This window comes from Methylosinus sp. DMC45 (assembly GCF_056313885.1).
In genome coordinates, this window is record NZ_JBQUZK010000038.1 from 49,445 (window position 1) to 75,538 (window position 26,094).

Genomic DNA, 26,094 nt, shown 5'->3' on the forward strand with positions numbered 1-26,094 from the left:
GTGCCGTAATGGAGCAATTCCCCCGTTTTGGCCGGCTTTCGAGGCGGAAGCTGCAATCCGCCTGCCCGCAGAGCGGCGAAAAAGCGGAGAATCGGAGGGAGCGACGGGGAGGCGAAAGCGAAGCCCGCACTCAAGTCATTGATAAATAAAATATTTACCATATTCGAGGGCGAAATCGTGCGGCTGCGGCGCCGCGGCGCCGAGAGAAGCCTTCACAATGGCGTCATCCTGCCTATAGACTATGGCCGCGGCTCGGGGGCTGGAGGGCGTCCGAACGATTCGCGGAAAGAGGGCCGAGGTGACCGTTCACTTTCGCCAGTCCAATGTTTCGCCGCAGGCCTGTCCTGCATTGGTTCTCAACGCCGACTATCGGCCGCTGAGCTACTATCCTCTGTCCCTATGGGGGTGGCAGGACGCGATAAAGGCGGTCTTCCTCGACAGGGTCAACATCGTCTCGGAATATGACAAGACGGTCAAAAGTCCGAGTTTCGAAATAAGATTGCCCTCTGTCGTTTCGCTCAAAGCCTATGTAAAGCCGGCCCGCCATCCCGCCTTCACCCGTTTCAACGTCTTTCTTCGCGACCGCTTCACCTGCCAATATTGCGGACAGCAGGACGATCTCACCTTCGATCACGTGATCCCCCGCTCCAAGGGCGGCGCCACCACCTGGGAAAATGTCGTCGCCGCCTGCTCGGCCTGCAATCTGCGCAAGGCCGACCGGCTGCCGCATGAGGCGCATATGCTGCCGGCCCAGCCGCCCTTTCAGCCGAGCGTCGCCGATCTGCATCGCAATGGGCGGCTGTTCCCGCCCAATTATCTCCACGAGAGCTGGCTCGATTATCTCTATTGGGATTCGGTGCTGGAGCCCTGATCGCAATCGAGCCACATGCTGCGTCGCCTTCTCGTCGTCTCTTTCGCCTTCGTGCTCGCCGCCGGCGCGGGCATGATCTTCCTGCCCATCGCCACGCTCAGCGACCCCGCGACGCGCGAGGCCGGCTCGTCCCTGGCCATTGCGGCGCTGTTCTCGGCCGAGCCCGATGATGTCGCGGCGGCCTTCGGCTATCTGCTCTGGGCCATGGGGATCGCGGCCTGCGCGGCGCCGCTCGCCATTGTGGCGCTCGTCGGCGAGATCGCCGGAGCGCGCGCCTACACCTGGTACGCCGGGGCGACGGCCCTGCTCGCCGCCGCCGCGCCGACGATACTCCGCGCCGCGCGCGGGAGCGGCCGCATCGTCGAGGCGAGCCCGGCCGAGGGGCGCTTCACGCTGCTGTTCTTTCTCGCCGGGGCTTTGACGGGGACGATCTATTGGCTGATCGCCATGCGCGGGCGGGACGCGCGCGAGCGAGAAATGCGTGGCCGCGAGCTGCGCGGCCGATAGCCGACCATCGGACGGACCAGTCTTCATGGCGACGATCGATCTGAACGACGCGAAGGCGAGCCTCTCCGATCTTGTCGATCGCGCCATGCGCGGGGAAATCGTGACGATCACGCTCCACGGCGAGGCGGTCGCCGCTCTCGTCTCTATCGAGACGGCCGGGCTTGCCCACGCAGCGATAGAACGCGAACGGCCGAGCCTCGTCGCCTATTTGAAAACCTTCCCGGGTGGCGAATTGGAACGCAACGCGCGGCCGTCGCGAGACGTCGAGCTTTGACGATACATATCCGCCGCCGTCACTCCCCGACGCCTTCCCTCGATCGAGAGCGGGAACATCGCGCGCTCAGCGCGATATCCCGCCCAGCACGCCGCGCAGCACTTCCTTCGCGATCTGCGTGCCGATGGAGCGCGCCGCCGATTGCACGGCCGAGCGCACGGCGAGCTCGCCCGTGGACATGCGCTTGGGATTCTCGCGCTTGAACAATCCCCCGACCACGCCGCCGAGCGTGCCGATGAGGCCGCCGCCGGCGCTGGCCTGCGTCGTCTGCTCCTCCGGCCGAGCGGGGCCGGCGCCGGCGCCGCTCAAATGGCCCTCGGCGCGTTTCTGCAATATTTCGAAGGCGGATTCGCGATCGATCGGCGTGTCGTATTTGCCGCGCAGCGCGCTCTCCGCCAGCACGGCGGCGCGCTCCTCGGCGGTGATCGGCCCGACGCGCGAGGCGGGCGGCGCGATCAGCACGCGATCGACGATCTCCGGCTTGCCCTTGGCGTCGAGCATGGAGACGAGCGCCTCGCCGACGGAGAGCTGCATGATCGCCTCCGCCGTGTCGAAGGCGGGATTTTGGCGGAAGGTCTCCGCCGCCGCGCGCACGGCTTTCTGGTCGCGCGGGGTAAAGGCGCGCAGCGCATGCTGCACGCGATTGCCGAGCTGGCCGAGCACGCTGTCCGGCACATCCAGCGGATTTTGCGTGACGAAATAAACGCCGACGCCCTTGGAGCGGATGAGCCGCACCACTTGCTCGATCGCCGTCAGCAGCGCCTTGGGCGCATCGTCGAAGAGGAGATGCGCCTCGTCGAAGAAGAAGACGAGCTTGGGCTGCGCGAGATCGCCGACCTCCGGCAGCTGCTCGAACAGCTCCGACAAGAGCCACAGCAGGAATGTGGCGTAGAGCCGCGGCGAGCGCATCAGCTTGTCGGCGGAGAGAATATTGATGACGCCGCGGCCGTCGCGATCGACGCGCAGAAAATCGGAAATGTCGAGCGCCGGCTCGCCGAAGAATTTCTCGGCCCCTTGAGTCTCCAGCACCAGCAGCTGGCGCTGAATGGCGCCGACGGTCGCGGGCGCGACATTGCCGTATTTCGTCTTCAAAGAGCCCGCATTGTCGGCGACATAGGTGAGCGCGGCGCGCAGATCCTTGAGGTCCAGCAGCAAGAGTCCCTGCTCGTCGGCGACGCGGAACGTCACATTGAGCACGCCCTCTTGAACATCATTGAGCTCGAGCAGACGTGCGAGCAGCAGCGGCCCCATTTCGGAAATGGTGGCGCGCACCGGATGCCCCTGCTCGCCGAACACGTCCCAGAAGACGACGGGGAAACGGTCCACGGCGTAGGCGAGGCCGATCTCCAGCGAACGATCGACGAAGGCTTGGCGCATCTCGCCCGCCTGCGACAGGCCGGCGAGATCGCCTTTCACATCGGCGAGAAAGACGGCGGTCCCCGCATTGGAGAAGCCCTCGGCGAGCTTTTGCAGCGTCACCGTCTTGCCGCCGCCGGTCGCGCCGGCGATGAGGCCGTGGCGATTGCCGACGGAAAGGGTCAGGTAACTATAAACGCCATCGGCGCTCGCGCCGACGAGGATTTTTCCGGGGCTGGCGTTCGGATCGTCGCTCATGTTCTCGCGCCTGCGCTCATTGGGAGAATCGTTGGGCCGCCATTATATATCCGGCCGTCGTCGGTGCGGGCGTTTTCCTGTCGCGTGCTGCGACGCGGCGCCGCGGCGACGGCCTCGCTCCGCTGCGACGCCTTGCCGTGACGCTCTGCTGTGACGCTCTCCTGTGACGCTTGGCGAACGTCCCTCCGCAGGCTAAGTTCCGCGCATAGAGAGGAGCGTCGAGCCGCCACACATTCGAGATCGCCGCCGCCCGGCGGGGCCGCTCTTTCGAGCCGCCGATGATCGACGCCGCGATCGCCTCGGCCGCGGCGTGAACGAGCAAACGACGCCATATCTTCAGGAAGAAACGCATGTCCAAGAGCTACGCCAAGAGTTCGCAAAAGGGTCGCGCCAAGGGCCGCGACCTTCCCAAGCTGCCTCTCTTCGCCATCGGCGGCGTCTTTCTCGCCGCCTTCGCCGCATTGGTGGCGTTCACCAGCCTCAAGCCGCCGCCGCCGCCCGCCTCCGCCATCGGCGGGCCGTTCCAGCTCGTCGCGCACAATGGCCAGACTGTCACCGAGAAAGACTTTCTCGGCCGGCCCTTCCTGGTCTTCTTCGGCTACACGCATTGCCCGGACATCTGCCACACGACGCTGTTCGAGATTTCCGAAGTGCTGCGCGCGCTGGGGCCGAAGGCCAACGCCGGCGCTCTGTTCGTGACCGTCGATCCCGAGCGCGACACGCCCGCCGTGCTCAAGGACTATCTCTCCAATTTCGATCCGCGAATCGTGGGCGTCTCCGGCGAGCGCGCGCAGCTCGATCCGATGCTGAAGGAATATCGCATCTATTCGAAGAAGGCGGCGGAGAGCGGCGAGGACTATGCGGTCGACCATACGACCGTCGTCTATCTTATGGATAAGAACGGCCGCTTCGTCAGCTCCTTCAATGTGGGACGCAAGCCCGCCGACGCCGCGCGCGATCTCGAGCGCTATATGTGACGGGCGACGCCGAGACGCGAAGACACAGAGACGCAAAAACGACACAGCCGAGATTTTTTTGCGTAGGTCGCGAACTTCCCTGTCGCGACTCGGCGCGAGTTTGCGTTAGCATCGAATCATGCTTCGTCTCCGACGCGACGGCCTCGCGAAAACCGCGGGCTCCACCGCCCTGACACTCACACATGCGGGCGAGACGCTCACCGTCTCGCTGCGCCGCCTGCGCAGCGCGCGACGCTTCACGTTGCGCGTGCGCTTCGCGGCGCGCGACGCCGTTCTCACAATGCCCGCGCGCGCCTCCTTGCGTGAGGCGCGCGAGTTCACCGAGCGTCACGCCGCCTGGATCGCCGCGCGGCTCAATCGTCTGCCGGACACGATTCCCTTTCGCGACGGCGCCGTCGTGCCGCTACGCGGCGTCGACCACCGCATCGCGCATCGCCCCGCCGCGCGCGGAACCGTATGGACGGAGACGCGCTTTGCTCTCGACACGGCGCTCTGCGACGGCTTCGATCTCTGCGTCGCCGGCCGCGAGGAGCATGTGCATCGCCGCATCGTCGATTTTCTGAAACGCGAGGCGCGCCACGATCTCGAGGCGGCGGTGGAGCGCCACACACGCGCGCTCGGCCTGCCGGCGCGCAGCGTCGGATTGCGCGACACGGTGAGCCGCTGGGGCTCCTGCTCGGCGTCGGGCTCGCTGAACTTCTCCTGGCGGCTGATCTTGGCGCCCGCTTTCGTGCTCGACTATCTCGCTGCGCATGAGGTCGCGCATCTCGAATATCTCGATCATTCGGATCGCTTCTGGGCGCTGACCCGGCGCCTCTGCGCGGAGACGGACCGCGCCGAGGGTTGGCTCTCCACGCATGGCGCGCATTTGCATAAATTCGGCGCGACCGAATAGACGCGGCCTTCTCACTTTCCTTTCTATCAAAAGACGCGCGCCCTCCCCGGCGCGCCTATGAAACGACGCGCCGTCATCGGCGCGTCACGCCCGCTTGGTTTGTGAATCGTTAAAATTCTGCTCCCGCCGAATCAGAAGCGTTCCGCAGCGCACAAAAATGCGCTATAAAAGAGACAAAGCTCCTTCTTCGGTAATCGCTCTTCGAGGTGGCGCATGGCCGACGTTATCTTCTACGAGAAACCCGGCTGCGCCGGAAACGCGCGTCAAAAGGCTCTGCTGCTCTCCTCCGGCCATGCGCTGCAGGTGCGCAATCTGCTCGCCGAGCCTTGGAGCGTCTCCAGCCTGCGGCCTTATTTCGGCGAGACGCCGGTGCGCGAGTGGTTCAATCTCGCGGCGCCGCGGGTCAAATCCGGCGAGATCGACATAGAGACCATCACGCCGCAAGCGGCGCTGGTCATGATGATCATCGACCCGATATTGATCCGCAGGCCGCTCATCAAGGTCGGCGGCCGCTGCGAGGCGGGCTTCGATCCCGAGCGGATCGGCGCCTGGATCGGCCTGCAGCCGACCGAGAAGCGGGTGAGCGACACCTGCGTTCGAGCGGAGACGGCGGCGCTGCGCGCCGAGAGCGAGGCCGGAGCCGCGCCCGCCGACTGATCGCGGGAGCGGGGAAGGTCGCAAGGAGGTCCGATGCTTTTCCGGCGCGATGTCGCGGCCTCCGGCTCGCCTTGCGGCGTGTATTTCGAGACTTTGCTCGAGCGCTGCCGCGCGATGCGGCCCATTCGCGTCGGCGTGGTGCATCCTTGCGACGCGGTTTCCGTGCAAGGCGCGCTCGCCGCGCGCGACCAGGGCCTCATCACGCCCGTTCTGGTCGGGCCGCGCGCCAAGATCGCGGCCGCGGCCGCCGCGGCCAATCTCTCGCTCGAGGGCGTCGAGATCGTCGACGCGCCCCATAGCCACGCCGCCGCCGACGCCGCCGTCGAGCTGGTGCGGCGCGGCGAGCTCGAGGCGCTGATGAAAGGCTCGCTCCACACCGACGAGCTGATGGGGGCCGTGGTGCGCGAGGGAACGGGGCTGCGCACAGAGCGTCGCGTCAGCCATGTCTTCGTTCTCGACGTGCCCAATTACTGCAAGCCGCTGCTCGTCACCGACGCCGCGATCAACATCGCCCCCACGCTCGCAGAGAAGCGCGACATCGCCCAAAACGCCATCGATCTCGCGCATGCGCTCGGCATAGAGCGGCCCAAGCTCGCCGTCCTGTCCGCCGTGGAGACGGTGGACGCCAAAATTCCCTCGACGATAGAGGCGGCGGCGCTGTGCAAAATGGCCGATCGCGGCCAGATCAGAGGCGCCGACGTCGATGGGCCGCTCGCCTTCGACAACGCCATCTCGCCGGAGGCGGCGAAGGCGAAAGGCATTGTCTCCAATGTCGCCGGCTATGCCGACATTCTCCTCGTTCCCGATCTCGAGGCCGGCAATATTCTCGCCAAGCAGCTCGTCTATCTCGCCGACGCCGAGGACGCCGGCATCGTGCTCGGCGCGCGCGCGCCGATCGTGCTGACGAGCCGCGCCGATGGCGTGCGCGCCCGCATCGTCTCCTGCGCGCTGGCGCAGCTCTTCGCCCATCGCGTGGTGGAGGCTGCGTGAGCGGCGCTTCTGCGGTCCTATTGGCGCTCAACGCCGGCTCGTCGAGCCTCAAATTCGCGCTCTATGACGCGGCGACGCTCGCGCCTCTTTGCCGCGGCGGCGTCACCGCCATAAAGGAGCAAGACCAGCCCGCCCGCTTTTCCGTCAAAGGCGAGGTCGCGGCGGCGCTCTCCGCAGGCCCCGGCCCCGCGCCGGACATAGATCATGAAGGCGCGGCGCGCTGGCTCATCTCGGCGATCGGCGAGCGGCTGGCGGAGCTTCCCCTCGCCGCCGTGGGGCATAGGGTCGTCCATGGCGGCGCGGAATTCGACCGCCCCGTCCTGGTGACGCCGGACATTTTGCGGCAGCTGGAGGCGCTCTCGCCGCTCGCGCCGAGCCATCAGCCGCATAATCTCGCGCCGATCCGCAGCCTGCTCGACAGCGCGCCGAGCCTGCCGCAGATCGCCTGTTTCGACACGGCCTTTCACCGCACGCAGCCGCGTCTCGCGCAGCTGTTTCCGCTGCCGCGCGAATTCGCCGAGCGCGGCGTGCTGCGCTACGGCTTTCACGGCCTCTCCTATCAGTTCATCGCGGAAGAGCTGCGCCGCCTCGAACGCGCCGAGGGGCGCACGATCGTCGCGCATCTCGGCCATGGCGCCAGCCTCTGCGCCATGCGCGATCTCGAGAGCGTCGCCACCACAATGGGCTTCACGGCGCTCGACGGGCTGATGATGGGCACGCGCAGCGGCGCCATCGACCCCGGCCTGCTGCTGCATCTCGTGATGCAGGAGGGCTTTTCGCCCAAGCAAGTCCATACGCTGCTCTATGAGCGATCCGGCCTGCTCGGCGTCTCCGCGATCAGCGACGATCTGCGCGCGCTCGAGGCGAGCGGCTCGCCCGCGGCGGAAGAGGCGATGGCGCTCTTCGCCTATCGCGCGGCGCGCGAGATCGGCTCGCTGGCCAGCGCGCTGAATGGGCTCGACCGCCTCGTCTTCACGGCCGGCGTCGGCGAGAATTCGCCGTCCATGCGCGCGCGCATCTGCGCCTATCTCGGCTTTCTCGGCCTCGCTCTGGACGATGAAGCGAATGCGGCGAATGCGCAAATCATCAGCGCGCCGTCGAGCCGCATCGAGACGCTCGTGCTTCCCACCAATGAGGAGGCGGTGATCGCCGAGGCCGCGCGCGCGCTGCTCCTCGGTTGAGCGCTGGCGCCGAAACGTCGATAAACGCACAGCAATTCGGCGCCCGCCGCATAATTTGCAGGCGCGTTTTCCGCTCCGCCGATAGGCCGCTTCTCATAAATCGCTGAATTGTCGAGACGTGGCTGGCGGCGCTGGTCTGGCGCCCGGATTGCGTATAATCTCGCGCCGTGGCGTGAGCCTCGGCGCGGCCCAAAGAGGGGCCAAAATCAGCAACGCCGCTGTTCCGATCGAGTCGCGCCCGAAGCGCGATCGTTGGACGGCGGCTTTTTTGTCCGTCGCGCCCCGACGGAGCGCGGCGCCGACGAGGGGCAGACATAAAGATGATGAGAATGAAACGAAGCGCTCCGCCGCGCCCGATCTTCGTGAGCGCGAAGACTTTGGCCATCGCCGCCGCTCTGCTCGGCGTCCGCGTCGGCGAGGCCGCTGGCGCGGACGCGCCCGCAAAGCTCGTCGCCACGCCAGCGCCCGATGTCGCCGCCCCTGCGCCCCTGCCGCCGGCGCCGCTCGGCGTTTTCGGCGCCGATATGCCGGCCGCCGGCAAGCTCGTCGTCTCCATCATTCCGCAATTCGCCAATCTCTCGCATACGCTGAAGGGAACGCGGCAGGTTTCTTCGGAGGAGGTCGTCGCGACGACGCCCTGGTTCGGCCATCCGACATTGAAGCTCCGGCTGGTGCCGCAGAATGTCTCCGTCGCCTCGCAAACGCTGGCGCTCGCCTATGGAATCACCAATTATTTGTCGGTGGTCGTCACCGGCGGCATGATCGAGCGCAATCTCGATATGCTCGCGTTCAAAGGACCGACGAGCCTCGAGCGTCTCGGGATCAGCCATACGGGAACCGACGGCCTCACCGATTTCACCGCCTCGACGATCTATCGCGTCTATGAAGACCCGATTCATCGCATTCAGCTCAATCTCGGCATGAGCTTCCCGACAGGAAGCGATCACAACACATTCCGCCTGCTGCTGCCGGACGGCAGCTACGCCACCAGCCGCGCCTTCTATGCGCTGCAGCCGGGGACCGGCACTTTCGACGTGCTGCCCGGAATCGTCTACGCCGGCCATATCGACAAATGGTCCTGGGGCCTCTCCTATCGCGGCCGCTTTCCGCTGGCCGCCAACCCGGAAGGCTATCTCTATGGCGATCTGCACGAATTCAACGGCTGGGCCGGCTATAGCTGGATAAAGGGCCTCACCACCACCTTCCGCGTCAACGCCACGACGCAGGGCGAGATTCGCGGCCTCGATCCGATGATCCGCGGCAAGGCGCAGGCGGCCAATCCCAATTTCTACGGCGGCCAGCGCGTGGAGCTGTGGGGCGGCGCGACGATCGCCGGCGCCCTCATCGGCCAGGAGGCGCTCACCATCGCGCTGGAGGGCGGCATCCCCGTCTATCAGAGCCTCAACGGCCCGCAGCTCTCCAAGAACTGGCAGGCCGGCATGGCGCTGCGCTGGAAAATCTAGAGCCTGTTCCCGAAAAGCGCGAAGCGGCTTTCGGAAAAGAACTTGCGAACTCAACGCCGAGGAATAGACCGGGCGGGGCGCGGCGCCCCGCCCGCGTTCTCGACATCGCCTGCCGAGCGTGGCACAAACCGCCCCGGAATCTCAAAAAAGCCGTGGCGGGACGATGACGAACATAGCGGAACTGGAGACCGAGACTCTGGCGGCGATCGCGGCAGCGGCCGATGAGGCCGCGCTCGAGGCCGTGCGCGTCGGCGCTCTCGGAAAAAAGGGAAGCATTTCGGCGCTGCTGGCGACGCTCGGCAAAATGTCGCCGGACGACCGCAAGACCGAAGGCGCCAAGATCAATGCGCTGAAGGACAAGGCCCAGGAGGCCATCGCCGCGCGTCGCGACATTCTGCAGCGGCAAGCGCTGGAGAAGCGCCTCTCCGCCGAGACAGTGGATGTGACGCTGCCGGTGCAGGAGAGCGGCCAGGAACTGGGGCGCATTCATCCGATCTCGCAGGTGATGGACGAGCTGACGGCGATCTTCGCCGATATGGGCTTCTCCGTCGCCGAAGGGCCGGACATAGAGAGCGACGATTATAATTTCACCAAGCTGAACTTCCCCGAGGGCCATCCCGCGCGGGAAATGCACGACACTTTCTTCTTTCCGCCGGGCGCCGACGGCAAGCGCAAGCTGCTGCGCACGCATACGAGCCCGGTGCAGGTGCGCACCATGCTCACCAAGGCGCCGCCGATCCGCGTGATCTGCCCCGGCCGCACCTATCGCTGCGACAGCGACCAGACGCATACGCCCATGTTCCATCAGGTCGAGGGGCTCGTCATCGACGAGACGACCCATATGGGCCATTTGAAATGGGTGCTGGAGGAGTTTCTGAAGGCCTTCTTCGAGGTGAAATCCGTGAAGATGCGCTTTCGCCCCTCCTTCTTCCCCTTCACCGAGCCTTCCGCGGAAGTGGATGTGCAATGCCGCCGCAAGGACGGCGACATTCGCTTCGGCGAAGGCGAGGATTGGATGGAGATATTGGGCTGCGGCATGGTGCATCCCAATGTGCTGCGCAATTGCGGGCTGGACCCCGACAAATATCAGGGCTTCGCCTTCGGCGTCGGCATAGATCGTCTCGCCATGCTGAAATACGGCATGTCGGATCTCCGCGCCTTCTTCGAGGCCGATGCGCGCTGGCTGACGCATTATGGCTTCAGGCCGCTGGATTTCCCGACGCTGGCGGGCGGGTTGAGCGGGTGAGGCTTCGAAGCGGAAGCGGTATGGAGAGATGAAGATGATGACCGAGGCCATGCGATATGCGATCGATGATGCGCTGCGTCGCACGCTCGGTCCTGCGCGATTCGATCATGTCGACGTCCGAGAGGATTTCAACCATGCCGATGAGCCGGCGCTGTTCCTCGATATAGTGACGAAGACCGGGCCAGACGATCTGAGCGCCCGGGAGTCGATAGAAACACAAGTGGCGGTCAGCAACGCTCTTCTGGCGCTGGGCGATACGCGCTTCCCCTATCTGAGCTTCAAATTCCCGGGCGACGAATATGCTGTCGACGATATTCGCGCGCGCGATGCGAAATCTTCGGCTTCGCATTGATGATCGATGATCTGCTCGATATCGCGTATGATCTCGCCCAACGCGAGAAGGGTAAGCCGAGACAAGCGTCATTGCGGCGCGCCGCTTCGACTGCCTATTACGCCGTTTTTCACGCGCTCGCCGACCTATGCGCCGACGAGCTCGTCGGATGGAAAAAGCCGTGGAGCATTTTCAGTCCAGTCTATCGGTCGCTGGATCACAACGAAGCCCGCCGCTTGTTCGAGCGAGCGCGGACCTCGAAATCCTATGGCGCCGAAGTCGAAAAAATCGGCTCGTCCTTTTTACGCCTCCAGCAGGCGCGCGAAGAGGCGGACTATGATCCAGAACCTTTCCGTTACGGACGTGACGATACGCTCAAATTGGTCGAGGAAGCGCGGGAGACCGTCGCGGCCATAAAATCTCTCGAGGCGGAAACGAGATTATTGCTCGCCGCCCATCTCGTGACAAAGCGGCGTCGAAACGCCATCGCCGACGCCGGCAGGAACTGACCTCGAATGAAACTCACACTCTCCTGGCTCAAAGACCATCTCGAGACGAGCGCCTCGCTCGAGGAGGTCGTCGAAACTCTGACGCGCATCGGCCTCGAGGTCGAGCATTTGCACGATCCCGCCGCGCAGCTGAAGGACTTCCGCATCGCGCATGTGATCGAGGCGAAGCCGCATCCCAACGCCGATCGCCTGCGCGTCTGCATGGTCGATACGGGCGAAGGCGCGCCGGTGCAGGTGGTCTGCGGCGCGCCCAACGCGCGCACGGGATTGAAGACCGTCTTCTCCGCGCCGGGAACCTATATTCCGGCCAAGAAGATCACGCTCGGCAAGGGCGTCATTCGCGGCGTCGAATCGCTCGGAATGTTGTGCTCGGCCGCCGAGCTGGAGCTCTCCGACGAGCATGACGGCATCATCGAGCTGCCGGAGGATGCGCCCATCGGCGCGGTCTACGCCAAATGGGCCGGGCTCGACGATCCGGTCATAGAGATCAATCTGACGCCCAACCGCTCCGACGCCGCCGGCATTTACGGCATTGCGCGCGATCTCGCCGCTGCTGGGCTCGGAACGCTGAAGACGCCTTCTGTCGAGACTGTCAAAGGCGGTTTCGCCATGCCGCAGCGCGTCGCGCTCGATTTCAACGAGGACGACAAGCATCTCGCGCCGCTCTTCGCGCTGCGTCTCGTGCGCGGCGTCAAGAATGGCCCGAGCCCGGCCTGGCTGCAGGATCGCCTGCGCGCGATCGGCCTGCGTCCGATCAATGCGCTCGTCGACATCACTAATTATCTGACCTTCGACCGCGCGCGTCCGCTGCATGTCTTCGACGCGAAGAAGGTCGTCGGCGATCTCGTGGTGCGCCGCGCCCGCGTCGGCGAGGAGCTGCTCGCGCTCGACGGCAAGACCTATAAGCTCGACGCCGACATGGTCGTCATCGCCGATGACAAAGGCCCCGAATCTCTCGCCGGCGTCATGGGCGGCGAGCATTCCGGCTGCTCCGACGACACGACGGACGTGCTGATCGAGACCGCGCTGTGGGATCCGGCCAATATCGCCCACACCGGCCGCAAGCTCGGCATTTCCACCGACGCGCGCTATCGTTTCGAGCGCGGCGTCGATCCGGCCTTCGCTCTGCCCGGCCTCGAGCTGGCGACGAAGCTGGTGCTGGAATTCTGCGGCGGCGAGGCTTCGGAGGTCGCCATCTGCGGCTCGGCGGAAGCGCCGGCGCGCAAGCTGCGCTTTCCCTGGAGCGAGACGAAGCGGCTCACCGGCCTCGACGTCTCGAAAGAGGAATCGACTGCAATACTCACGCGCCTCGGCTTCACGGTCGAAGCGGCGGGCGAGGAGGCGCTGGTGGGCGTCCCCAGCTGGCGCCCGGACATCGAAGGCAAGGCCGATCTCGTCGAGGAGATCGCCCGCATCGCCGGCTTCGACACCATCGCCGCCGCGCCGCTGCCGCGCAACGCCGGCGTAACCGAGCCGGTTCTCACTCTGCTGCAAAAGCGCCAGCGCGCGGCGCGGCGCGCTCTGGCGGCGCGCGGGCTGGTGGAGGCCGTCACCTGGTCCTTCGTCTCCAAGGAGCAGGCGCAGGCTTTCGGCGGCGGCGGCGACAATCGCCTCGCCCTCGCCAATCCCATCGCCGCCGAGCTTTCCGACATGCGTCCGAGCCTGCTGCCCGGCCTCGTGACCGCCGCCGGCCGCAACGCCGCGCGCGGCTTTCCCGATGTCGCGCTGTTCGAGGTCGGGCAAATCTTCCTCGGCGAGGATGAAAAGGGCCAGAAGATCGCCGCCACGGGCCTGCGCCGCGGCTTCGCTCTGCCCTCCGGCGCCGGCCGCCATTGGTCGGGCAAGGAGCGCGCGGTCGGCGTCTTCGATGTGAAAGCGGACGCGCTCGCGCTGCTGCAAACGCTCGGCGTCGCCACCGGCGGCTTGCAGATCGTCGCCGGCGGCCCCGACTGGCTCCATCCGGGTCGCTCGGGCACGCTGCAATTCGGCCCCAAGGCGGTCATCGGCCATTTCGGCGAATTGCATCCGCGCGTGCTGCAGGCGCTCGACATCGAGGGGCCGATCGCCGCATTCGAGATTATTCTCGACGCGCTTCCGGCGCCCAAGGCGAAGCCCACCAAGGCCAAGCCGAAATTGGAGCTCTCCGACCTCCAGCCCGTCTCGCGCGACTTCGCCTTTCTGCTGGACCGCGCCCAGCCGGCCGGCGATCTCATCCGCGCCGTGCAGGGCGCCGATCGCACGCTCATCGTCGATGTCGCGATTTTCGACATTTACGAAGGGCAAGGCGTGCCGGAGGGCAAGAAATCGGTCGGCGTCGCCGTGCGGCTGCAGCCCCGCGACAAAACGCTCACCGACGCCGATCTCGAGGCGCTCGCCCACAAAATTGTCACAGAGGCGGGCAAGAAAACGGGCGCCCAACTCAGAGGTTGACGATGCTTCGCATGATTCGCTTCGTCTTCATTGCTTGCCTCGCCGGTTCTTGCGTCGCCGCCGGCGCGGCGGCGGCCGAACCGCGCAATATAGGCGATTGCGAGCAGATACAGGCGGCGGACGCCTATAATCGATGCCTCGCCTCCTTCGGCCCGGCGGCCCATGCGCGCAACGCCCATTCCGCGCTCTCCTTCGCCCCGGAGGAGCAGGTCCCGCATAGCGCCAAGCGCTCCGGCGCTTGGAGCGAGCGGGGCCATCGCGGGCGCTTGCGCATGATGTTCACGCCCGGCGGCCGCTGACGCCGCCGCCGGCGCGGGAGGAGCGAGACCAATGGCTCGAGCGCCCTTCCCCGACGGCATAGCGCGACGCGATTTTCTCAATGGTCTGCTGATCGCCGCGGGCGGCGCGCTCTCGCATAGCGCTCCGGCGCTGGCGCTGGCGGGCGACGCCTGCGCGGGGGCGCTCGACATCGATCCGCGCGTGCAGCGCGGCGGCAATCTGCCGGCGACCTTCACCGTCTCCCATTGGCTGCGCGACGGTCGGCTGACATTCGAGAAAGATTTCGTCTCGCTCGCGCCCGGCTGCGACGATCTCTCCGGCGAAATCCCGCTCGTGGACGCGGGCGGAAGCTTCGACGCCATCGTCATCGGCGGCGGCGTTTCTGGCCTTTCCGCGGCGCATCATCTGCTGCGCGAACGCCCGCGGGCGCGCCTGCTGATCCTCGAGGCGGCGCCTGTCCTCGGCGGCAACGCCGGCCGCGACGACGCCCCGCCTCTCCCCGGCCCCGCCTCCACCGCCGGCGCCTATGGAACCGCGCCTTCCGCCGATTGGCTCGCGCAATTCTATCGCGCGATCGACGTCGATTGGCTGGCGCAGAGCGTCCCCGGCCCGGAGAGCAGCTTTTATTTCGACGAATTCGCGCCCGGCCTCGGCGCCGGCGCGCGCGGCTGGAACCTGGACACATTCGAGCGCGGCGCCGCGCATCTCCCCTATGACGCGCGCCTTCGCGAAGACTTCGCCCGCGCTTTCGCGGCGATCCGCGCGCTCGGCGAAAAAGGCCTCGCCGATCCGGCCGATGAGAGCGATCCCGCGCTCGACGATCTGTCGAGCGTCAGCCTCGCGCAGCATCTCGAGGCGACGCTCGGCTGCGACGCGATCGTCTCGCGCTTCTTCACCGCCTACACGCTGAGCGCTTTCGGCGGAACGGCCGAGCAGGTGAACGCTCACAGCGCCATCGCTTTCCTATCGAGCGAGCTGACCCGCGGCTCGGTCTTCACCTATCCGGGCGGAACGTCGGAAATCGCGCGCCGCACGCTGCGCCGGCTGACGCAGAGCGAGACGCCGCCGCGTTTCGAAACCAACGCCACGGCGTTGCGGATCGAGACGACCGCGCGGGGCGCGAACGTCGTCTATTTCCAAAATGACCGCTTTCATCGCATCTTCAGCGAGCGGATCATCCTCGCCGCTCCGGCGCAGAGCGCGCGCCATCTCGTCGCGCATCTTTCCGACGCCGCGCGCAAAGCGGCCTGGGCGCAATTCCATGCGGCGCCGCTCGTCACCGCCAATGTCGCGTTGCGCCGCGCCGCGCCCTTGGCGCAGCTCGGGCTCGGTTACAGTCAGAGCTGGTGGGGCGGCCGGCATTTCGTCAATTACATCGTCGCCGATTGGATGAACGACAAGCGCGGCGATCCCGAGCGGCAAACGATTCTCACCTTCTATGGCGGCTGCGACGCGCCGCTCGACGGCCTCGCCGAAGCGCGCATGAGGCTGATGCACACGCCCTTCTCCGACTACGAGGAGTCGATCCGCAGCGATCTGTCACGGCTGATGCGCGGCGCGGATTTCGATTTCGATCGCGATGTGAGCGCGCTGTTTCTCTATCGCTGGGGGCACAGCATGCTGCGGCCGCCGCCGGGCTTTCTCTTCGGCGCGACGCGCGACGCGAGCGGCAGGCTCGACCGCGCGCAGGCGCCGCGCCGCATCGCCTGCGCGCCGCTGGGGCCGATCGTTTTCGCGGGCCAGCATGTCGACGGCGCCCCCTCTATCGAGAGCGCGATCGGCTCCGGCCGCCGCGCCGCGTTGCAGGCGCTGGAGGATCGCCGATGAAGAGGCTCGCGACAGGCGCGCTCGCCATTGTCTTCACTCTCGCCTATCTCGGGCTCACGGCGCTGGGCGCGGGCGGCGTATCGGCCTTTCTCGAAAAGCCGCCGCTCACGGCGCTGGCGCTCGTCACTCTGGCGCTCGCCGTCGCCGCCGCGTTTTCGCAAGGCCATCTCGGCGCCGGCGTGCGCGAGGATCGCGGCAATCGCTGGGTCATCGCCGCCTTCGGCGTTATCGGCGTGCTCGACGCTTTTCTGCCCGCCTATGCGGATCGCCGCGATATTCTGACGATCGGCGGCGAGACGTTGCGCTGGATCGGCGTCATCCTCTACGCCATCGGCGGCTTATTGCGTCTGTGGCCGGTCTTCGTGCTCGGACGACGCTTCAGCGGCCTCGTCGCCATTCAGCCGGGCCATGAGCTGGTGACGACCGGGCTCTACGCCCATATCCGCAATCCGAGCTACCTCGGCCTTCTCATCGGCCTCGTCGGCTGGGCGCTGGCCTTTCGCTCGCTCATCGGCCTCGCGCTGGCGGCGGCGACGATTCCGCCGCTGGTCGCCCGCATGAAATCTGAGGAGGCGCTGCTCGCCTCGCATTTCGGCGCCGTCTATGACGCCTATCGCGCACGCACGGCGCGGCTCATCCCCAGACTCTACTGAAAACGCCTCACCAGCGCAGCACGGCGCCGCCCCAGGTCATTCCGGCGCCGATCGCCATCATGGCGATCACATCGCCCTTCTTCAGCCGGCCGGCGCGATTGGCCTCGTCCAGCGTGATCGGCATCGACGCGCTCGATGTGTTGCCGAAGCGGGAAATATTCATCCAGCATTTCTCGAGCGGCACGCCGAGCTGCGCCAGCGACGCCTCTATGATGCGGGCGTTGGCCTGATGCGCGATCACATGATCGACGTCCTTGGCCTCGAGGCCGGCCATGGCCAGCGCCTCGGTGACGATCTCCGGCAATAGGCGCAGCGCGACCTTATAGACCTCGCGGCCGCGCATCTTGATCTTATGCGCCTCGCCGGGCGTCGGCCCGTCCTGGCGCGGATCATAGGCGCGCGGAATGCCGAGAATGCTGGTCAATGTTCCATCGGTGCGCAGGCTGGTGGAGAGCAGGCCGCGCCCCTCCTCCTCGCCCGGGCCGAGCACCATGGCCCCGGCGGCGTCGCCGAACAGCACGCAGGTCTCGCGATTGGTCCAATCGACGACGCGGCTCAAAGTCTCCGCCCCGACGACCAGCGCGCGGCGGACCTTGCCGGTCTTGATGAACTGATCGGCGATGGAGAGGGCGTAGAGCGAGCCGGCGCAGGCGGCCGAGACATCGAAGGCGAAAGCGTTCTCCGCGCCGATCTTGGCCTGAAGAAAGGCGGCGCAGGCGGGCGTCTGGGCGTCGCCGGTCACGGTGGCGACGATGATGAGGTCCAGCTCGCGCGGATCGACGCCGGCCAGCTCCAGCGCGTTTTTCGCCGCGGCGGCGGCCATGTCGGAGGTGGATTCGCCCGGCGCGGCGATGCGGCGCTCCTCGATCCCGGTGCGGCTGACGATCCAGGCGCCATTGGTCGCGACCATTTTCTCGAGGTCGGCGTTGGTCAGAACCTTCGCGGGGGCGTAGGATCCGGTTCCGAGAATGACGGTTCTGAGCAACGGCGTGCAGCCTCTTCCTTCTTGCCCGGCGGACGTGCGCCGCCGCGGAAACCTCATGCCTAGCAGGGATCGGCGAGACGCGAACCTTAAAATTCGTTAATCCCCAGGACCAGCTCGAGTTTCGACCAGCTCTAGTTTGGACCAGCTCGAGTTGGCCGAGCTCTCCTTTGCGAGCTCACCTTTCGATCCGCGCCGGGGGCGATTGCCACGGCGCGCGCGTCATGGCAAGCCTTCCGCCCATGCAGAACGTCCCCGCCGACCCGCCCGCGCCCGCCAATGAGGCGCCGCGCGTCTCCTTCGTCTCCCTCGGCTGCCCCAAGGCGCTCGTCGACAGCGAGCGCATCCTCACCCGCCTGCGCGCCGAAGGCTATGAGCTTTCGCGCACCCACGCCGGGGCGGATGTCGTGGTGGTGAACACCTGCGGCTTTCTGGACAGCGCCAAGGCCGAGTCGCTGGAGGCGATCGGCGCGGCGCTGAAGGAGAACGGCAAGGTGGTCGTCACCGGCTGCATGGGGGCCGAGCCGCAGGCGATCGCCGAGCGCTTCCCCGACGTCCTCGCCATCACCGGCCCGCAGGCCTATGAGAGCGTGGTCGAGGCCGTCCACGCCGCCGCCGCGCCGAGCCATGATCCTTTTCTCGATCTCGTGCCCGAGCAGGGCGTCAAGCTCACGCCGCGCCATTACGCCTATCTCAAAATCTCGGAAGGCTGCGACAATAGCTGCTCCTTCTGCATCATTCCGCATTTGCGCGGCTCGCTGGCCTCGCGGCCCGCGGGCGAGGTGCTGCGCGAGGCCGAGCGGCTGGTGAAAGCGGGCGTCAAGGAGCTGCTCGTCATCTCGCAGGACACCAGCGCCTATGGCCGCGACCTGCGCTATTCCGAGAGCCAATGGGGCGACCGCAGCGTGCGCGCGCGCTTCCTCGATCTCGCAAAGGAGCTGGGCTCGCTCGGGGCCTGGGTGCGGCTGCATTATGTCTATCCCTATCCGCATGTGGACGAGGTCGTCGAGCTGATGGCGGAGGGCAAGATTCTGCCCTATCTCGACATTCCCTTTCAGCACGCCGCCCCTTCCGTGCTGAAGGCGATGAAGCGCCCCGCCAATGAGGAGAAGACGCTGGAGCGCATAAAGGCGTGGCGGCGCATCTGCCCCGATCTCGCGCTGCGCTCCACCTTCATCGTCGGCTTCCCCGGCGAGAGCGAGGAGGATTTCGCCTATCTGCTCGATTGGCTGGAGGAGGCGGAGATCGACCGCGCCGGCGCCTTCCGCTACGAGCCCGTGGCCGGCGCGCCCGCCAATGATCTGCCGCTCGACGCCATCGCGCCCGAGGTGAAGGACCAGCGCTGGAAGCGCTTCATGGAGCGCCAGCAGAAGGTCAGCGCCCGCCTGCTGAAGCGCAAGATCGGCAAACGCCTGCAAGTTCTGGTGGACGAGCCCGGCGGCGGCGCCACAGGCCTCGCGCGCGGGCGCAGCAAGGCGGATGCGCCGCAGATCGACGGAACGGTGCACATCTCCTCGCGCCGCCCGCTGCGCGCCGGCGACATTGTGACGGTGAAGATCGACCGCGCCGACGCCTATGATCTTTATGGCGCGGCGGTGTGATAATGTGAGGCGAAGGTAGAAAAATAACGATAGAGGAGCGCCGCCTATGACCGAAGAGCCCCCGAAGGACCGCATTCCGCGTCTGCTGGCCAGCCGTCAGCTGATGTTCTTCACGGCGGTCATCCTCGCTTTGTGGGTGTTCGTCACCTTCTTCTTCCGCAATCCGTATCAGCAGGCGGTCGAGTTCGGCTATTACGACAGTCACCCTTATGACGAAGGCACGATCTGGACCTATGTGCTGATCGTCGTGCCGATGATCGGCCTAGGGGCCGCCCTGCTCTGGTGGCAGCGCCGCAGCGCCGGCAAATAATCTCGCGCTGCGCAGCGCGGTGGAAGACTGCGCGACGCGCGGCGCGTGGAGATAGACGAAAGCCGGCGGCGGCATGTCGGCCAGCAGCGCCGCCGCGCTCTCCGGCAGCCGCGCGCGCGCAAAGCGTTGCGCCGCTTTGGCCGACGCGGCGCGAAAGGTCGCGCCCGGCCGATCGACGATGGCGATCGGCGTCGTCTGCGCGATTTCCTGCCAATCGCGCCAGCGGTGGAACTGCAGCAGATTATCGGCGCCCATGATCCAGACGAAGCGCACGCCCGGACAGCGCCGATGCAAAAAGCGCAGCGTGTCCGCCGTATAGCGCGCGCCGATCTCTTCCTCGAGCCCCGTGACCACTATGCGCGGATCGCGGGCGATTTTCTGCGCCGCGGCGATGCGCTGCGCCAGAGACGGCAGGCCGGCGGTCTCCTTCAGCGGATTGCCGGGCGTCACCAGCCACCAGAGACGATCGAGCGCCAGCCTCTGCAACGCCACTTGCGAGACATGGGCGTGGCCTTCATGCGGCGGATCGAAAGAGCCGCCGAACAGGCCGATGCGCATCCCCGGCGCATGTGGCGGCAGACGGATCATCGCGAAATCTTCGAAAGCTCGCGCTCCTTCTCCCACTCGTGGGAGAAGGTGGCCTCGCGAAGCGAGGTCGGATGAGGGCCCTCGTGGCGTTCTGCATCCCAGCCGGACACGCCCTCACGACTTCGACAATCGCCGGGACCCTCATCCGACCCGGCTTCGCCGGGCCACCTTCTCCCACGAGTGGGAGAAGGAATCGCGCACGAAGATCGCGCGATCATCCCCGCACCTGCCCGGCGCCATGGACGCGATATTTGAACGAGGTGAGCTGCTCGACGCCAACCGGCCCGCGCGCATGCATGCGGCCCGTCGCTATGCCGATCTCGGCGCCGAAACCGAACTCGCCGCCATCGGCGAATTGCGTCGAGGCGTTGTGCAGCACGATCGCCGAATCCACCTCCGCCATGAAGCGCCGGGCGACATCCTCATTCTGCGTGATGATGCAATCCGTGTGATGCGAGCCGTAGGTCTCTATATGCGCGATCGCCGCCTCCAGCCCATCGACGACGCGAACGGCGATGATGGCGTCGAGATATTCGGCGCGCCAATCCTCCTCGCTCGCCGGCAGCACGCGCGCGTCGACATCCTGCGTCGCCGCGTCGCCGCGCACCTCGCAGCCGGCGTCGAGCAGCATTTTTACGAGCGGAGCCAGATGCGCGGCCGCGCAGGCGCGATCGACCAGCAGCGTCTCGGCGGCGCCGCAAATGCCGGTGCGGCGCAGCTTGGCGTTGAGCAATATATGCTTCGCCATGTCGAGATCGGCTTGCGCGTGGACGAAGACATGAACAATGCCCTCGAGATGCGCGAAGACCGGCACGCGCGCCTCATGCTGCACCCGCGCGACGAGGCTTTTTCCGCCACGCGGCACGATGACGTCGATATTGCCGTCCAGCCCGGCGAGCATGGCGCCGACGGCGGCGCGATCGGCGACGGGGACCAGCGAGATCGCCGCCTCCGGCAGGCCGGCGGCGACGAGGCCGGCGACGAGACAGGCGTGGATCGCGCGCGATGAGCGCAGGCTCTCCGAGCCGCCGCGCAAAATGGCGGCGTTGCCGGCCTTGAGGCAGAGGCCGCCGGCGTCGGCGGTGACATTGGGCCGGCTCTCATAAATGACGCCGATGACGCCGAGCGGCGTCGCCACGCGCTCGATGAGCAGGCCATTGGGGCGCTCGAAGGAGGCCAGCAGCCGGCCGACCGGATCGGCGAGCTCGGCGATCTCCTCGAGGCCGCGCGCCATCGCCTCGACGCGCGCGGGATCGAGAGTCAGGCGATCGAGGAAAGAGGCTACGGTTCCGCGCGATTTCGCCTCCGCGACATCCAGCGCATTGGCGGCGAGCAGCTCCGGCGTGCGGCGGCGCAGCTCCGCCGCGGCGGCGCGCAAAGCCGCGTTCTTGGTCTCGGCCGGCGCCAGAGCGACCGCCCGCGACGCCCGTCTCGCGCCGGCGCCGAGCTCGGCCATCAGCGCGCTCAACTCTCGCTCTTCCCTCGCCAATGCTTCCGCCTGCGCCATTTTATCGCCTCTTTCGCCGCTCGCAGCGCTATCACGAATCGGCGCGTCCCCGAAAGGGAGCGCGCGCCGCCATTGGCCGCGAGGCTTGCCTTCGGGCTGGGCCTTTTGTAAGACGCGGGCGCTCGTCGCCACGGCTCGCCTCCTCGAGCCGAATCGCCGGCGCCCGCCCGACGCCGCGTCCAAAACGCAGGCGATGCGACGTTCCCGGGCGCGCGGAGCCGGCCGCTATGAGGTTCTTCGCATGACGAAACGCGCGCTGCTGACGGGCATTACCGGACAGGATGGGGCCTATCTCGCACAGCTTCTGCTCAGCAAGGGGTATGAAGTCTCTGGCGTGATCCGCCGCTCCTCGCACCGCGGCGTCGAGGACCATCGCCTGCGCTGGCTCGGCGTCGCCAATGACGTGCAGCTGCTCGACGGCGATCTCGGCGATCTCTCCAGCCTGCTGCGCATCGTGCAGGAGGTGAAGCCGGACGAGGTCTACAATCTCGCCGCGCAATCCTTCGTCGCCTCCTCCTGGCGCCAGCCCATTCTCACCGCCAACATCACCGCCGTCGCCGTCGCCAATATGCTCGAGGCGCTGCGGCTCGGCGCCCCCGGCGCGCGCTTCTATCAGGCCTCCTCCTCCGAAATGTATGGCCTCATTCAGGAGCCGATGCAGAGCGAGAAGACGCCCTTCTATCCGCGCTCGCCTTACGCCGTCGCCAAGCTCTACGGCCATTGGATCACGGTCAATTACCGCGAGAGCTTCGGCATGCACGCCTCCTCGGGCATTCTCTTCAATCATGAGAGCCCGCTGCGCGGCATAGAATTCGTCACCCGCAAGGTGACGGATAGCGTGGCGCGCATAAAGCTCGGCCTCGCCAAGGAGCTTCGCCTCGGCAATATAGACGCCAAGCGCGACTGGGGCCATGCGCGCGATTATGTGCGGGCCATGTGGCTGATGCTGCAGCAGGAGACGCCGGACGATTATGTGGTGGCGACGGGCGTCACCACCACTGTGCGCGACATGTGCCGCATCGCTTTCGCCCATGCCGGCCTCGACATGGATGCGCATGTGGTGATCGATCCGAAATTCTACCGCCCGGCGGAGGTGGACGTTCTGCTCGGCGATTCCAGCAAGGCGCGCAAGGCGCTGGGCTGGGCGCCCGAGACATCGCTCGATGCGCTCATTCGCGAGATGGTCGACGCCGATCTCGAGCGGCTGAGCCGGGAATCGGCGACTCGATGAGCGTGGAACCCACGTCCACATTCACGGCCCGCTACGAACGCATATTGGTGACCGGCGGCTCCGGCTTCGTCGGGCGCCATTTGCTGGAGGCGCTGGCGGGCGCCTATCCTGAAGCGCAGCGCCTGTCGCTGGCGCGGCCGGGCGAGCCGGCGCCGGACCGGCGCTGGACGCCGATCGCCTTCGATCTGCTCGACCCCAAATCGGTCGACGCCGCCATCGCGCAGGCGCAGCCCGATCTCGTCATTCATCTCGCCGCGCAAGCCTCGGCGGCGCAGTCCTTCCTGGCGGCGGAAGAGACCTGGCGCGTCAATTTCGACGGCGCGTTCAATCTCGCCTCGGCGCTCGCGCGCCACGCGCCTGCGGCCGTCCTGCTCTTCGCCTCCACCGCGGACGTCTATGGCGCGAGCCTCGTAGACGGCCCGGCGCATGAGGACATGGTCCCGCGTCCGCTCAGCGTCTACGCCCGCTCCAAGCTGGCGGCCGAGTCGATGCTGGCGGATGTTCTGCCGAAGACGGCGCGGCTCATTGTGGCGCGCCCCTTCAGCCATATCGGCCCGGGCCAGGACAAGCGCTTCGCCGTCTCCTCCTTCGCCGCGCAGATCGTCGAGATCGAGAGCGGACGCGCCGAGCCGCGCCTGTCGGTCGGCGATCTCTCCGTGCAGCGCGATTTTCTCGACGTGCGCGACGTCATCGACGCCTATCTGCGGCTCATCGCCGTCGCGCCCGGTCTTCCCGACCGCAATGTCTTCGACATCGCCTCCGGCGAGACGCGCCCGCTCGCATCCCTGGTCGAGAAAATGCGCGCGCTGGCGCGACGCGATTTCGAGATCGTCGTCGATCCCGCGAGGCTGCGGCCGGCCGACATACCGATCGCCCGCTGTGACGCCGCCAAGCTGCGCGCGGCGACCGGCTGGAGCCCGCGCCGAGCGATCGACGAGACGCTCGTCGATCTGCTCGATTATTGCCGCGCGGCCGCAGAAGCCACGAAATGACCAGCGAGCGCGAGCGACGTCTCGAGGAGCGCAATCGCCTGCTCGAGCATCAGCTCGATTTTCTGCGCGCCGAGCTTCTGCATCTCGTCCATGAGCGCGAGAAGAACGTCTATTCCGCCGCCTGGCTGATCTTCCGGCCGCTGCGCCGTTTCGAGGCGGCGCTCGTCGACGCGGCGACGCCGCTGCTGCGACTCTTTTCTCGCAAGGCCCCGGCGCCCGCCATCGAGTCCGCCGTCTCGGAGCCCGCCGCTCGGGGCGCAACGCAAAAGCCGCGACGGCTGCTCGTCGATGTGACGGCGACGGCGCGACGCGACGCCGGCACGGGAATCCAACGCGTCGTCAAGAAGATCACGCAGGCGCTCTATCGCGATCCGGCGCTTCCCATTCCCGTGATCGCCGTGCGCTGCGAGGGTGGCCGGCTCTTCACCTGCGAGGCTTTCGTCGCCGCGCTCACCGGCGGAGCCCCCGGCGCGGATCGCGAAATAGAGATAGAGCCCGGCGACCGCTTCTTCATGCTCTCCGACAGCTGGAACGCTTTCGAGGAGTTTCGGCCGGTCTTCTCGCGCATTCGCGCCGGCGGCGGCGAGATCGTCACCTGCATTTTCGATCTCATCCCCGTCCTCTATCCGCACGCCTGCCATGAGGTAACGCCGCCGCGCTACGAGGCCTGGCTGCGCCGCGCGCTGCTCGAGAGCGACGCCTTTCTCGCCATCTCGCGCACGGTCGCCGAGGAGCTGGCGGATTATGTGGCGGAGGCTGGACTGCCGCATCGACCCGGCCTTTCGATCGGCTGGTTCCATTGCGGCTCGGACATCGCCGAGGGCGCGCCCGCCGCGCCGCGGCCGCAGATCGCCGCCGCAGCCGCGGGCGGCGCCATGTTTCTGAGCGTCGGCACGGTGGAGCCGCGCAAGGGCCATCGCGTCGCGCTGAAAGCTTTCGAGACGCTGTGGCGCGAGGGCCGCGATGTACGGCTGGTCTTCGTCGGGCGGCGCGGCTGGTTCGAGGAGGCGATCGCCGCCGAGATCCGCGGCCACGCCGAATTCGGGCGGCGCCTGTTCTGGCTCGACGATATCGGCGACGCGGAGCTCGCCTTTCTCTACGACAAGAGCGCGGCGGCGCTCGTTCCTTCCTATGCTGAGGGCTTCGGCCTGCCGATCGCCGAGGCCGCGCGTCGCGGCCGGCCGGTGATCTGCAGCGACATTCCCGTGTTCCGGGAGGTCGGCGCCGCCGGCGCCCTCTATTTCCGCGTCAATGATCCGGCCGCTCTCGCCGAGCGCATTCGGGAGCTGCTCGACGGAAGCGCGACGGCCGATCCCTCCGCCGTCAGCCGCGTCTCCTGGGCGGAGGCGGCGCATCGCGTCGCGCAGGTGATCGCGACCGAGGACTGGACGCGCTCCCTGCCCTGAGCCCCGCCCGTACGGCCATTGTTCCGCCGCGCTGAAAAGCATGTTAGAGACGGCTGCGGCGGCGGCGCCTGCGGCTCACTCGAACCGCAGGCTTCGCCGCTTTTGCGCAAAGCGGGGGCGCAGGTCGCGACCTTCCGCCGCCGAGGCTCCAACCCGATAGGCCGTCATATGTCGATCTCGCCGTCCATCAGCCTGCCGCCGACGCCCAAGGCGCTCCTCGACCTCATCAAGCTCGAGGCCGGGCCGGCCTCTATGCCCGACAGCCGGCCGGCGCTGTGGATCAGCCTCGCCGCCTATATTCTCACCGAGACGGGCGGCCAATTGGTGAGCGCCGACATCCCCCCCTCGATCGCTTACGGACTGGTGAGCGCCGCTCTGCTCGCCGCGCTGACCTTCGGCGCGCTGCTGCTGACCGGAACGCGCGAGCGCTTTCAGCACACGCTGATCGCCCTCACCGCCACGGGCGCGGTCATCGGCCTCGTATCCTTCTTGCTGACGCTCGCGGTGGCGCAGATATTTCCGCCGCCGATGCCGGCCCTGAAGCTCGTCGGCTTCGTGCTGTTTCCGCTGGTGCTGTGGAAATTCACCGTGTTCCTGTGGATCTATCGCCACGCCGGGATGCGCTTCATTCCAGCCTTCGCGCTGGGCGCGATCTATCTCGGCTTCATTCTGCTGATCCTGTCGCCGCTGCTGACGCGCGCCTTCAATCTCATTTGACGGGACTCGGATTCGTTTGACGGGACAGAGAGCGCCGCCGCGGCGAAAGGCCAGCG

At 66.8% G+C, this 26,094-nt stretch carries 26 protein-coding genes; 22 read left to right on the forward strand and 4 right to left on the reverse strand.

Annotation, left to right across the window (positions count from 1 at the left end; all coding sequences use genetic code 11):
- Window positions 1-298 precede the first annotated feature (298 nt).
- Genes ACT53T_RS10920 through ACT53T_RS10930 form a run of 3 tightly spaced genes read left to right on the forward strand, consistent with a single transcriptional unit; the run spans window position 299 to window position 1,652 of the window.
- Window positions 299-871 carry an HNH endonuclease gene (locus ACT53T_RS10920; RefSeq protein ID WP_026191154.1) on the forward strand — a complete coding sequence of 191 codons (573 nt, stop codon included), beginning with the start codon at window positions 299-301 and terminating at the stop codon, window positions 869-871.
- A gap of 15 nt (window positions 872-886) precedes the next feature.
- A complete protein-coding gene (locus ACT53T_RS10925; RefSeq protein ID WP_476161210.1) occupies window positions 887-1,378 on the forward strand; it encodes a hypothetical protein in 492 nt (163 codons plus the stop codon).
- Between the two features lie 25 nt (window positions 1,379-1,403).
- Complete coding sequence (locus ACT53T_RS10930) at window positions 1,404-1,652, forward strand: type II toxin-antitoxin system Phd/YefM family antitoxin (RefSeq protein ID WP_476161211.1); 249 nt, start codon at window positions 1,404-1,406, stop codon at window positions 1,650-1,652.
- A gap of 66 nt (window positions 1,653-1,718) precedes the next feature.
- Here the strand turns inward: ACT53T_RS10930 and ACT53T_RS10935 are convergent, their stop codons facing one another.
- The gene (locus ACT53T_RS10935; RefSeq protein WP_476161212.1) at window positions 1,719-3,266 is read right to left on the reverse strand and encodes a helicase HerA-like domain-containing protein; all 1,548 of its coding nucleotides are present in this window, start codon (window positions 3,264-3,266) and stop codon (window positions 1,719-1,721) included.
- Window positions 3,267-3,616: 350 nt separating this feature from the next.
- On the opposite strand from ACT53T_RS10935, the gene ACT53T_RS10940 reads away from it, so the two are divergent.
- From ACT53T_RS10940 to ACT53T_RS11000, 13 genes are all read left to right on the forward strand, one after another.
- Window positions 3,617-4,243, forward strand: coding sequence for an SCO family protein (locus ACT53T_RS10940; RefSeq protein WP_026191153.1), 627 nt, complete (start codon window positions 3,617-3,619; stop codon window positions 4,241-4,243).
- Between the two features lie 118 nt (window positions 4,244-4,361).
- Window positions 4,362-5,138 carry a M48 family metallopeptidase gene (locus ACT53T_RS10945; RefSeq protein ID WP_476161213.1) on the forward strand — a complete coding sequence of 259 codons (777 nt, stop codon included), beginning with the start codon at window positions 4,362-4,364 and terminating at the stop codon, window positions 5,136-5,138.
- A 213-nt stretch (window positions 5,139-5,351) separates the two neighbouring features.
- The gene (locus tag ACT53T_RS10950) at window positions 5,352-5,795 is read left to right on the forward strand and encodes an ArsC/Spx/MgsR family protein (protein ID WP_018264372.1); all 444 of its coding nucleotides are present in this window, start codon (window positions 5,352-5,354) and stop codon (window positions 5,793-5,795) included.
- Window positions 5,796-5,828: 33 nt separating this feature from the next.
- Window positions 5,829-6,785: a bifunctional enoyl-CoA hydratase/phosphate acetyltransferase gene (locus tag ACT53T_RS10955; RefSeq protein ID WP_476161214.1), complete on the forward strand. Its 957-nt coding sequence runs from the start codon at window positions 5,829-5,831 to the stop codon at window positions 6,783-6,785.
- Window positions 6,782-7,966: an acetate/propionate family kinase gene (locus tag ACT53T_RS10960; protein ID WP_476161215.1), complete on the forward strand. Its 1,185-nt coding sequence runs from the start codon at window positions 6,782-6,784 to the stop codon at window positions 7,964-7,966. Before ACT53T_RS10955 ends, ACT53T_RS10960 begins: the two co-directional genes overlap by 4 nt.
- A gap of 329 nt (window positions 7,967-8,295) precedes the next feature.
- Complete coding sequence (locus tag ACT53T_RS10965; RefSeq protein WP_476161216.1) at window positions 8,296-9,429, forward strand: alpha-amylase; 1,134 nt, start codon at window positions 8,296-8,298, stop codon at window positions 9,427-9,429.
- Between the two features lie 163 nt (window positions 9,430-9,592).
- Window positions 9,593-10,675, forward strand: a complete 1,083-nt coding sequence (gene pheS, locus ACT53T_RS10970; RefSeq protein WP_400766339.1) for a phenylalanine--tRNA ligase subunit alpha — start codon at window positions 9,593-9,595, stop codon at window positions 10,673-10,675.
- Window positions 10,676-10,703: 28 nt separating this feature from the next.
- Window positions 10,704-11,027, forward strand: a complete 324-nt coding sequence (locus ACT53T_RS10975) for a hypothetical protein (protein WP_476161217.1) — start codon at window positions 10,704-10,706, stop codon at window positions 11,025-11,027.
- The gene (locus ACT53T_RS10980; RefSeq protein ID WP_476161218.1) at window positions 11,027-11,515 is read left to right on the forward strand and encodes a hypothetical protein; all 489 of its coding nucleotides are present in this window, start codon (window positions 11,027-11,029) and stop codon (window positions 11,513-11,515) included. Before ACT53T_RS10975 ends, ACT53T_RS10980 begins: the two co-directional genes overlap by 1 nt.
- Before the next feature lie 6 nt (window positions 11,516-11,521).
- Entirely contained in the window at window positions 11,522-13,945 is a 2,424-nt protein-coding gene (gene pheT / locus ACT53T_RS10985) for a phenylalanine--tRNA ligase subunit beta (RefSeq protein ID WP_476161219.1), read from the forward strand.
- Window positions 13,946-13,947: 2 nt separating this feature from the next.
- Complete coding sequence (locus ACT53T_RS10990) at window positions 13,948-14,244, forward strand: hypothetical protein (protein ID WP_476161220.1); 297 nt, start codon at window positions 13,948-13,950, stop codon at window positions 14,242-14,244.
- Window positions 14,245-14,275: 31 nt separating this feature from the next.
- A complete protein-coding gene (locus ACT53T_RS10995) occupies window positions 14,276-16,051 on the forward strand; it encodes an FAD-dependent oxidoreductase (RefSeq protein WP_476161221.1) in 1,776 nt (591 codons plus the stop codon).
- Window positions 16,048-16,704, forward strand: a complete 657-nt coding sequence (locus ACT53T_RS11000; RefSeq protein ID WP_476161222.1) for a methyltransferase family protein — start codon at window positions 16,048-16,050, stop codon at window positions 16,702-16,704. The genes ACT53T_RS10995 and ACT53T_RS11000 overlap by 4 nt, the downstream gene beginning before the upstream one ends.
- Window positions 16,705-16,711: 7 nt before the next feature.
- Here ACT53T_RS11000 and ACT53T_RS11005 read toward each other — a convergent pair whose 3' ends face one another.
- Window positions 16,712-17,689: a beta-ketoacyl-ACP synthase III gene (locus ACT53T_RS11005; RefSeq protein WP_142862665.1), complete on the reverse strand. Its 978-nt coding sequence runs from the start codon at window positions 17,687-17,689 to the stop codon at window positions 16,712-16,714.
- Window positions 17,690-17,910: 221 nt separating this feature from the next.
- On the opposite strand from ACT53T_RS11005, the gene rimO reads away from it, so the two are divergent.
- Together rimO and ACT53T_RS11015 are read left to right on the forward strand one after the other, a co-directional pair.
- Complete coding sequence (rimO, locus tag ACT53T_RS11010; protein WP_476161223.1) at window positions 17,911-19,287, forward strand: 30S ribosomal protein S12 methylthiotransferase RimO; 1,377 nt, start codon at window positions 17,911-17,913, stop codon at window positions 19,285-19,287.
- Window positions 19,288-19,333: 46 nt separating this feature from the next.
- The gene (locus tag ACT53T_RS11015; RefSeq protein WP_400766328.1) at window positions 19,334-19,597 is read left to right on the forward strand and encodes a hypothetical protein; all 264 of its coding nucleotides are present in this window, start codon (window positions 19,334-19,336) and stop codon (window positions 19,595-19,597) included.
- Here the strand turns inward: ACT53T_RS11015 and ACT53T_RS11020 are convergent.
- Together ACT53T_RS11020 and ACT53T_RS11025 are read right to left on the reverse strand one after the other, a co-directional pair.
- Entirely contained in the window at window positions 19,550-20,185 is a 636-nt protein-coding gene (locus tag ACT53T_RS11020; protein WP_400766327.1) for a nicotinate-nucleotide adenylyltransferase, read from the reverse strand. The genes ACT53T_RS11015 and ACT53T_RS11020 overlap by 48 nt on opposite strands.
- Window positions 20,186-20,399: 214 nt before the next feature.
- Complete coding sequence (locus ACT53T_RS11025) at window positions 20,400-21,692, reverse strand: glutamate-5-semialdehyde dehydrogenase (RefSeq protein WP_476161224.1); 1,293 nt, start codon at window positions 21,690-21,692, stop codon at window positions 20,400-20,402.
- A gap of 241 nt (window positions 21,693-21,933) precedes the next feature.
- Here ACT53T_RS11025 and gmd point away from each other — a divergent pair, with 241 nt between their 5' ends.
- The 4 genes from gmd to ACT53T_RS11045 all read left to right on the forward strand — a co-directional run bounded on the left by gmd (window position 21,934) and on the right by ACT53T_RS11045 (window position 26,038).
- A complete protein-coding gene (gene gmd / locus ACT53T_RS11030) occupies window positions 21,934-22,923 on the forward strand; it encodes a GDP-mannose 4,6-dehydratase (RefSeq protein WP_476161225.1) in 990 nt (329 codons plus the stop codon).
- Complete coding sequence (locus ACT53T_RS11035; RefSeq protein WP_476161226.1) at window positions 22,920-23,915, forward strand: NAD-dependent epimerase/dehydratase family protein; 996 nt, start codon at window positions 22,920-22,922, stop codon at window positions 23,913-23,915. Before gmd ends, ACT53T_RS11035 begins: the two co-directional genes overlap by 4 nt.
- The gene (locus tag ACT53T_RS11040; RefSeq protein WP_476161227.1) at window positions 23,912-25,321 is read left to right on the forward strand and encodes a glycosyltransferase family 4 protein; all 1,410 of its coding nucleotides are present in this window, start codon (window positions 23,912-23,914) and stop codon (window positions 25,319-25,321) included. The genes ACT53T_RS11035 and ACT53T_RS11040 overlap by 4 nt, the downstream gene beginning before the upstream one ends.
- Window positions 25,322-25,489: 168 nt before the next feature.
- The gene (locus ACT53T_RS11045; protein ID WP_156967746.1) at window positions 25,490-26,038 is read left to right on the forward strand and encodes a hypothetical protein; all 549 of its coding nucleotides are present in this window, start codon (window positions 25,490-25,492) and stop codon (window positions 26,036-26,038) included.
- The last annotated feature ends 56 nt before the right edge of the window (window positions 26,039-26,094 follow it).

Coding starts and splice junctions, on each gene's coding strand:
- ACT53T_RS11040 (WP_476161227.1), top strand. CDS start 23,912: ATGACCAGCGAGCGCGAGCGACGTCTCGAGGAGCGCAATCGCCTGCTC.
- ACT53T_RS10930 (WP_476161211.1), top strand. CDS start 1,404: ATGGCGACGATCGATCTGAACGACGCGAAGGCGAGCCTCTCCGATCTT.
- ACT53T_RS10980 (WP_476161218.1), top strand. CDS start 11,027: ATGATCGATGATCTGCTCGATATCGCGTATGATCTCGCCCAACGCGAG.
- ACT53T_RS10945 (WP_476161213.1), top strand. CDS start 4,362: ATGCTTCGTCTCCGACGCGACGGCCTCGCGAAAACCGCGGGCTCCACC.
- ACT53T_RS11000 (WP_476161222.1), top strand. CDS start 16,048: ATGAAGAGGCTCGCGACAGGCGCGCTCGCCATTGTCTTCACTCTCGCC.
- ACT53T_RS10925 (WP_476161210.1), top strand. CDS start 887: ATGCTGCGTCGCCTTCTCGTCGTCTCTTTCGCCTTCGTGCTCGCCGCC.
- ACT53T_RS10935 (WP_476161212.1), bottom strand. CDS start 3,266: ATGAGCGACGATCCGAACGCCAGCCCCGGAAAAATCCTCGTCGGCGCG.
- gmd (WP_476161225.1), top strand. CDS start 21,934: ATGACGAAACGCGCGCTGCTGACGGGCATTACCGGACAGGATGGGGCC.
- pheS (WP_400766339.1), top strand. CDS start 9,593: ATGACGAACATAGCGGAACTGGAGACCGAGACTCTGGCGGCGATCGCG.
- rimO (WP_476161223.1), top strand. CDS start 17,911: ATGGCAAGCCTTCCGCCCATGCAGAACGTCCCCGCCGACCCGCCCGCG.
- ACT53T_RS10940 (WP_026191153.1), top strand. CDS start 3,617: ATGTCCAAGAGCTACGCCAAGAGTTCGCAAAAGGGTCGCGCCAAGGGC.
- pheT (WP_476161219.1), top strand. CDS start 11,522: ATGAAACTCACACTCTCCTGGCTCAAAGACCATCTCGAGACGAGCGCC.
- ACT53T_RS10950 (WP_018264372.1), top strand. CDS start 5,352: ATGGCCGACGTTATCTTCTACGAGAAACCCGGCTGCGCCGGAAACGCG.
- ACT53T_RS10990 (WP_476161220.1), top strand. CDS start 13,948: ATGCTTCGCATGATTCGCTTCGTCTTCATTGCTTGCCTCGCCGGTTCT.
- ACT53T_RS11035 (WP_476161226.1), top strand. CDS start 22,920: ATGAGCGTGGAACCCACGTCCACATTCACGGCCCGCTACGAACGCATA.
- ACT53T_RS10965 (WP_476161216.1), top strand. CDS start 8,296: ATGAAACGAAGCGCTCCGCCGCGCCCGATCTTCGTGAGCGCGAAGACT.
- ACT53T_RS11045 (WP_156967746.1), top strand. CDS start 25,490: ATGTCGATCTCGCCGTCCATCAGCCTGCCGCCGACGCCCAAGGCGCTC.
- ACT53T_RS11020 (WP_400766327.1), bottom strand. CDS start 20,185: ATGATCCGTCTGCCGCCACATGCGCCGGGGATGCGCATCGGCCTGTTC.
- ACT53T_RS11015 (WP_400766328.1), top strand. CDS start 19,334: ATGACCGAAGAGCCCCCGAAGGACCGCATTCCGCGTCTGCTGGCCAGC.
- ACT53T_RS11025 (WP_476161224.1), bottom strand. CDS start 21,692: ATGGCGCAGGCGGAAGCATTGGCGAGGGAAGAGCGAGAGTTGAGCGCG.
- ACT53T_RS10975 (WP_476161217.1), top strand. CDS start 10,704: ATGAAGATGATGACCGAGGCCATGCGATATGCGATCGATGATGCGCTG.
- ACT53T_RS10955 (WP_476161214.1), top strand. CDS start 5,829: ATGCTTTTCCGGCGCGATGTCGCGGCCTCCGGCTCGCCTTGCGGCGTG.
- ACT53T_RS10995 (WP_476161221.1), top strand. CDS start 14,276: ATGGCTCGAGCGCCCTTCCCCGACGGCATAGCGCGACGCGATTTTCTC.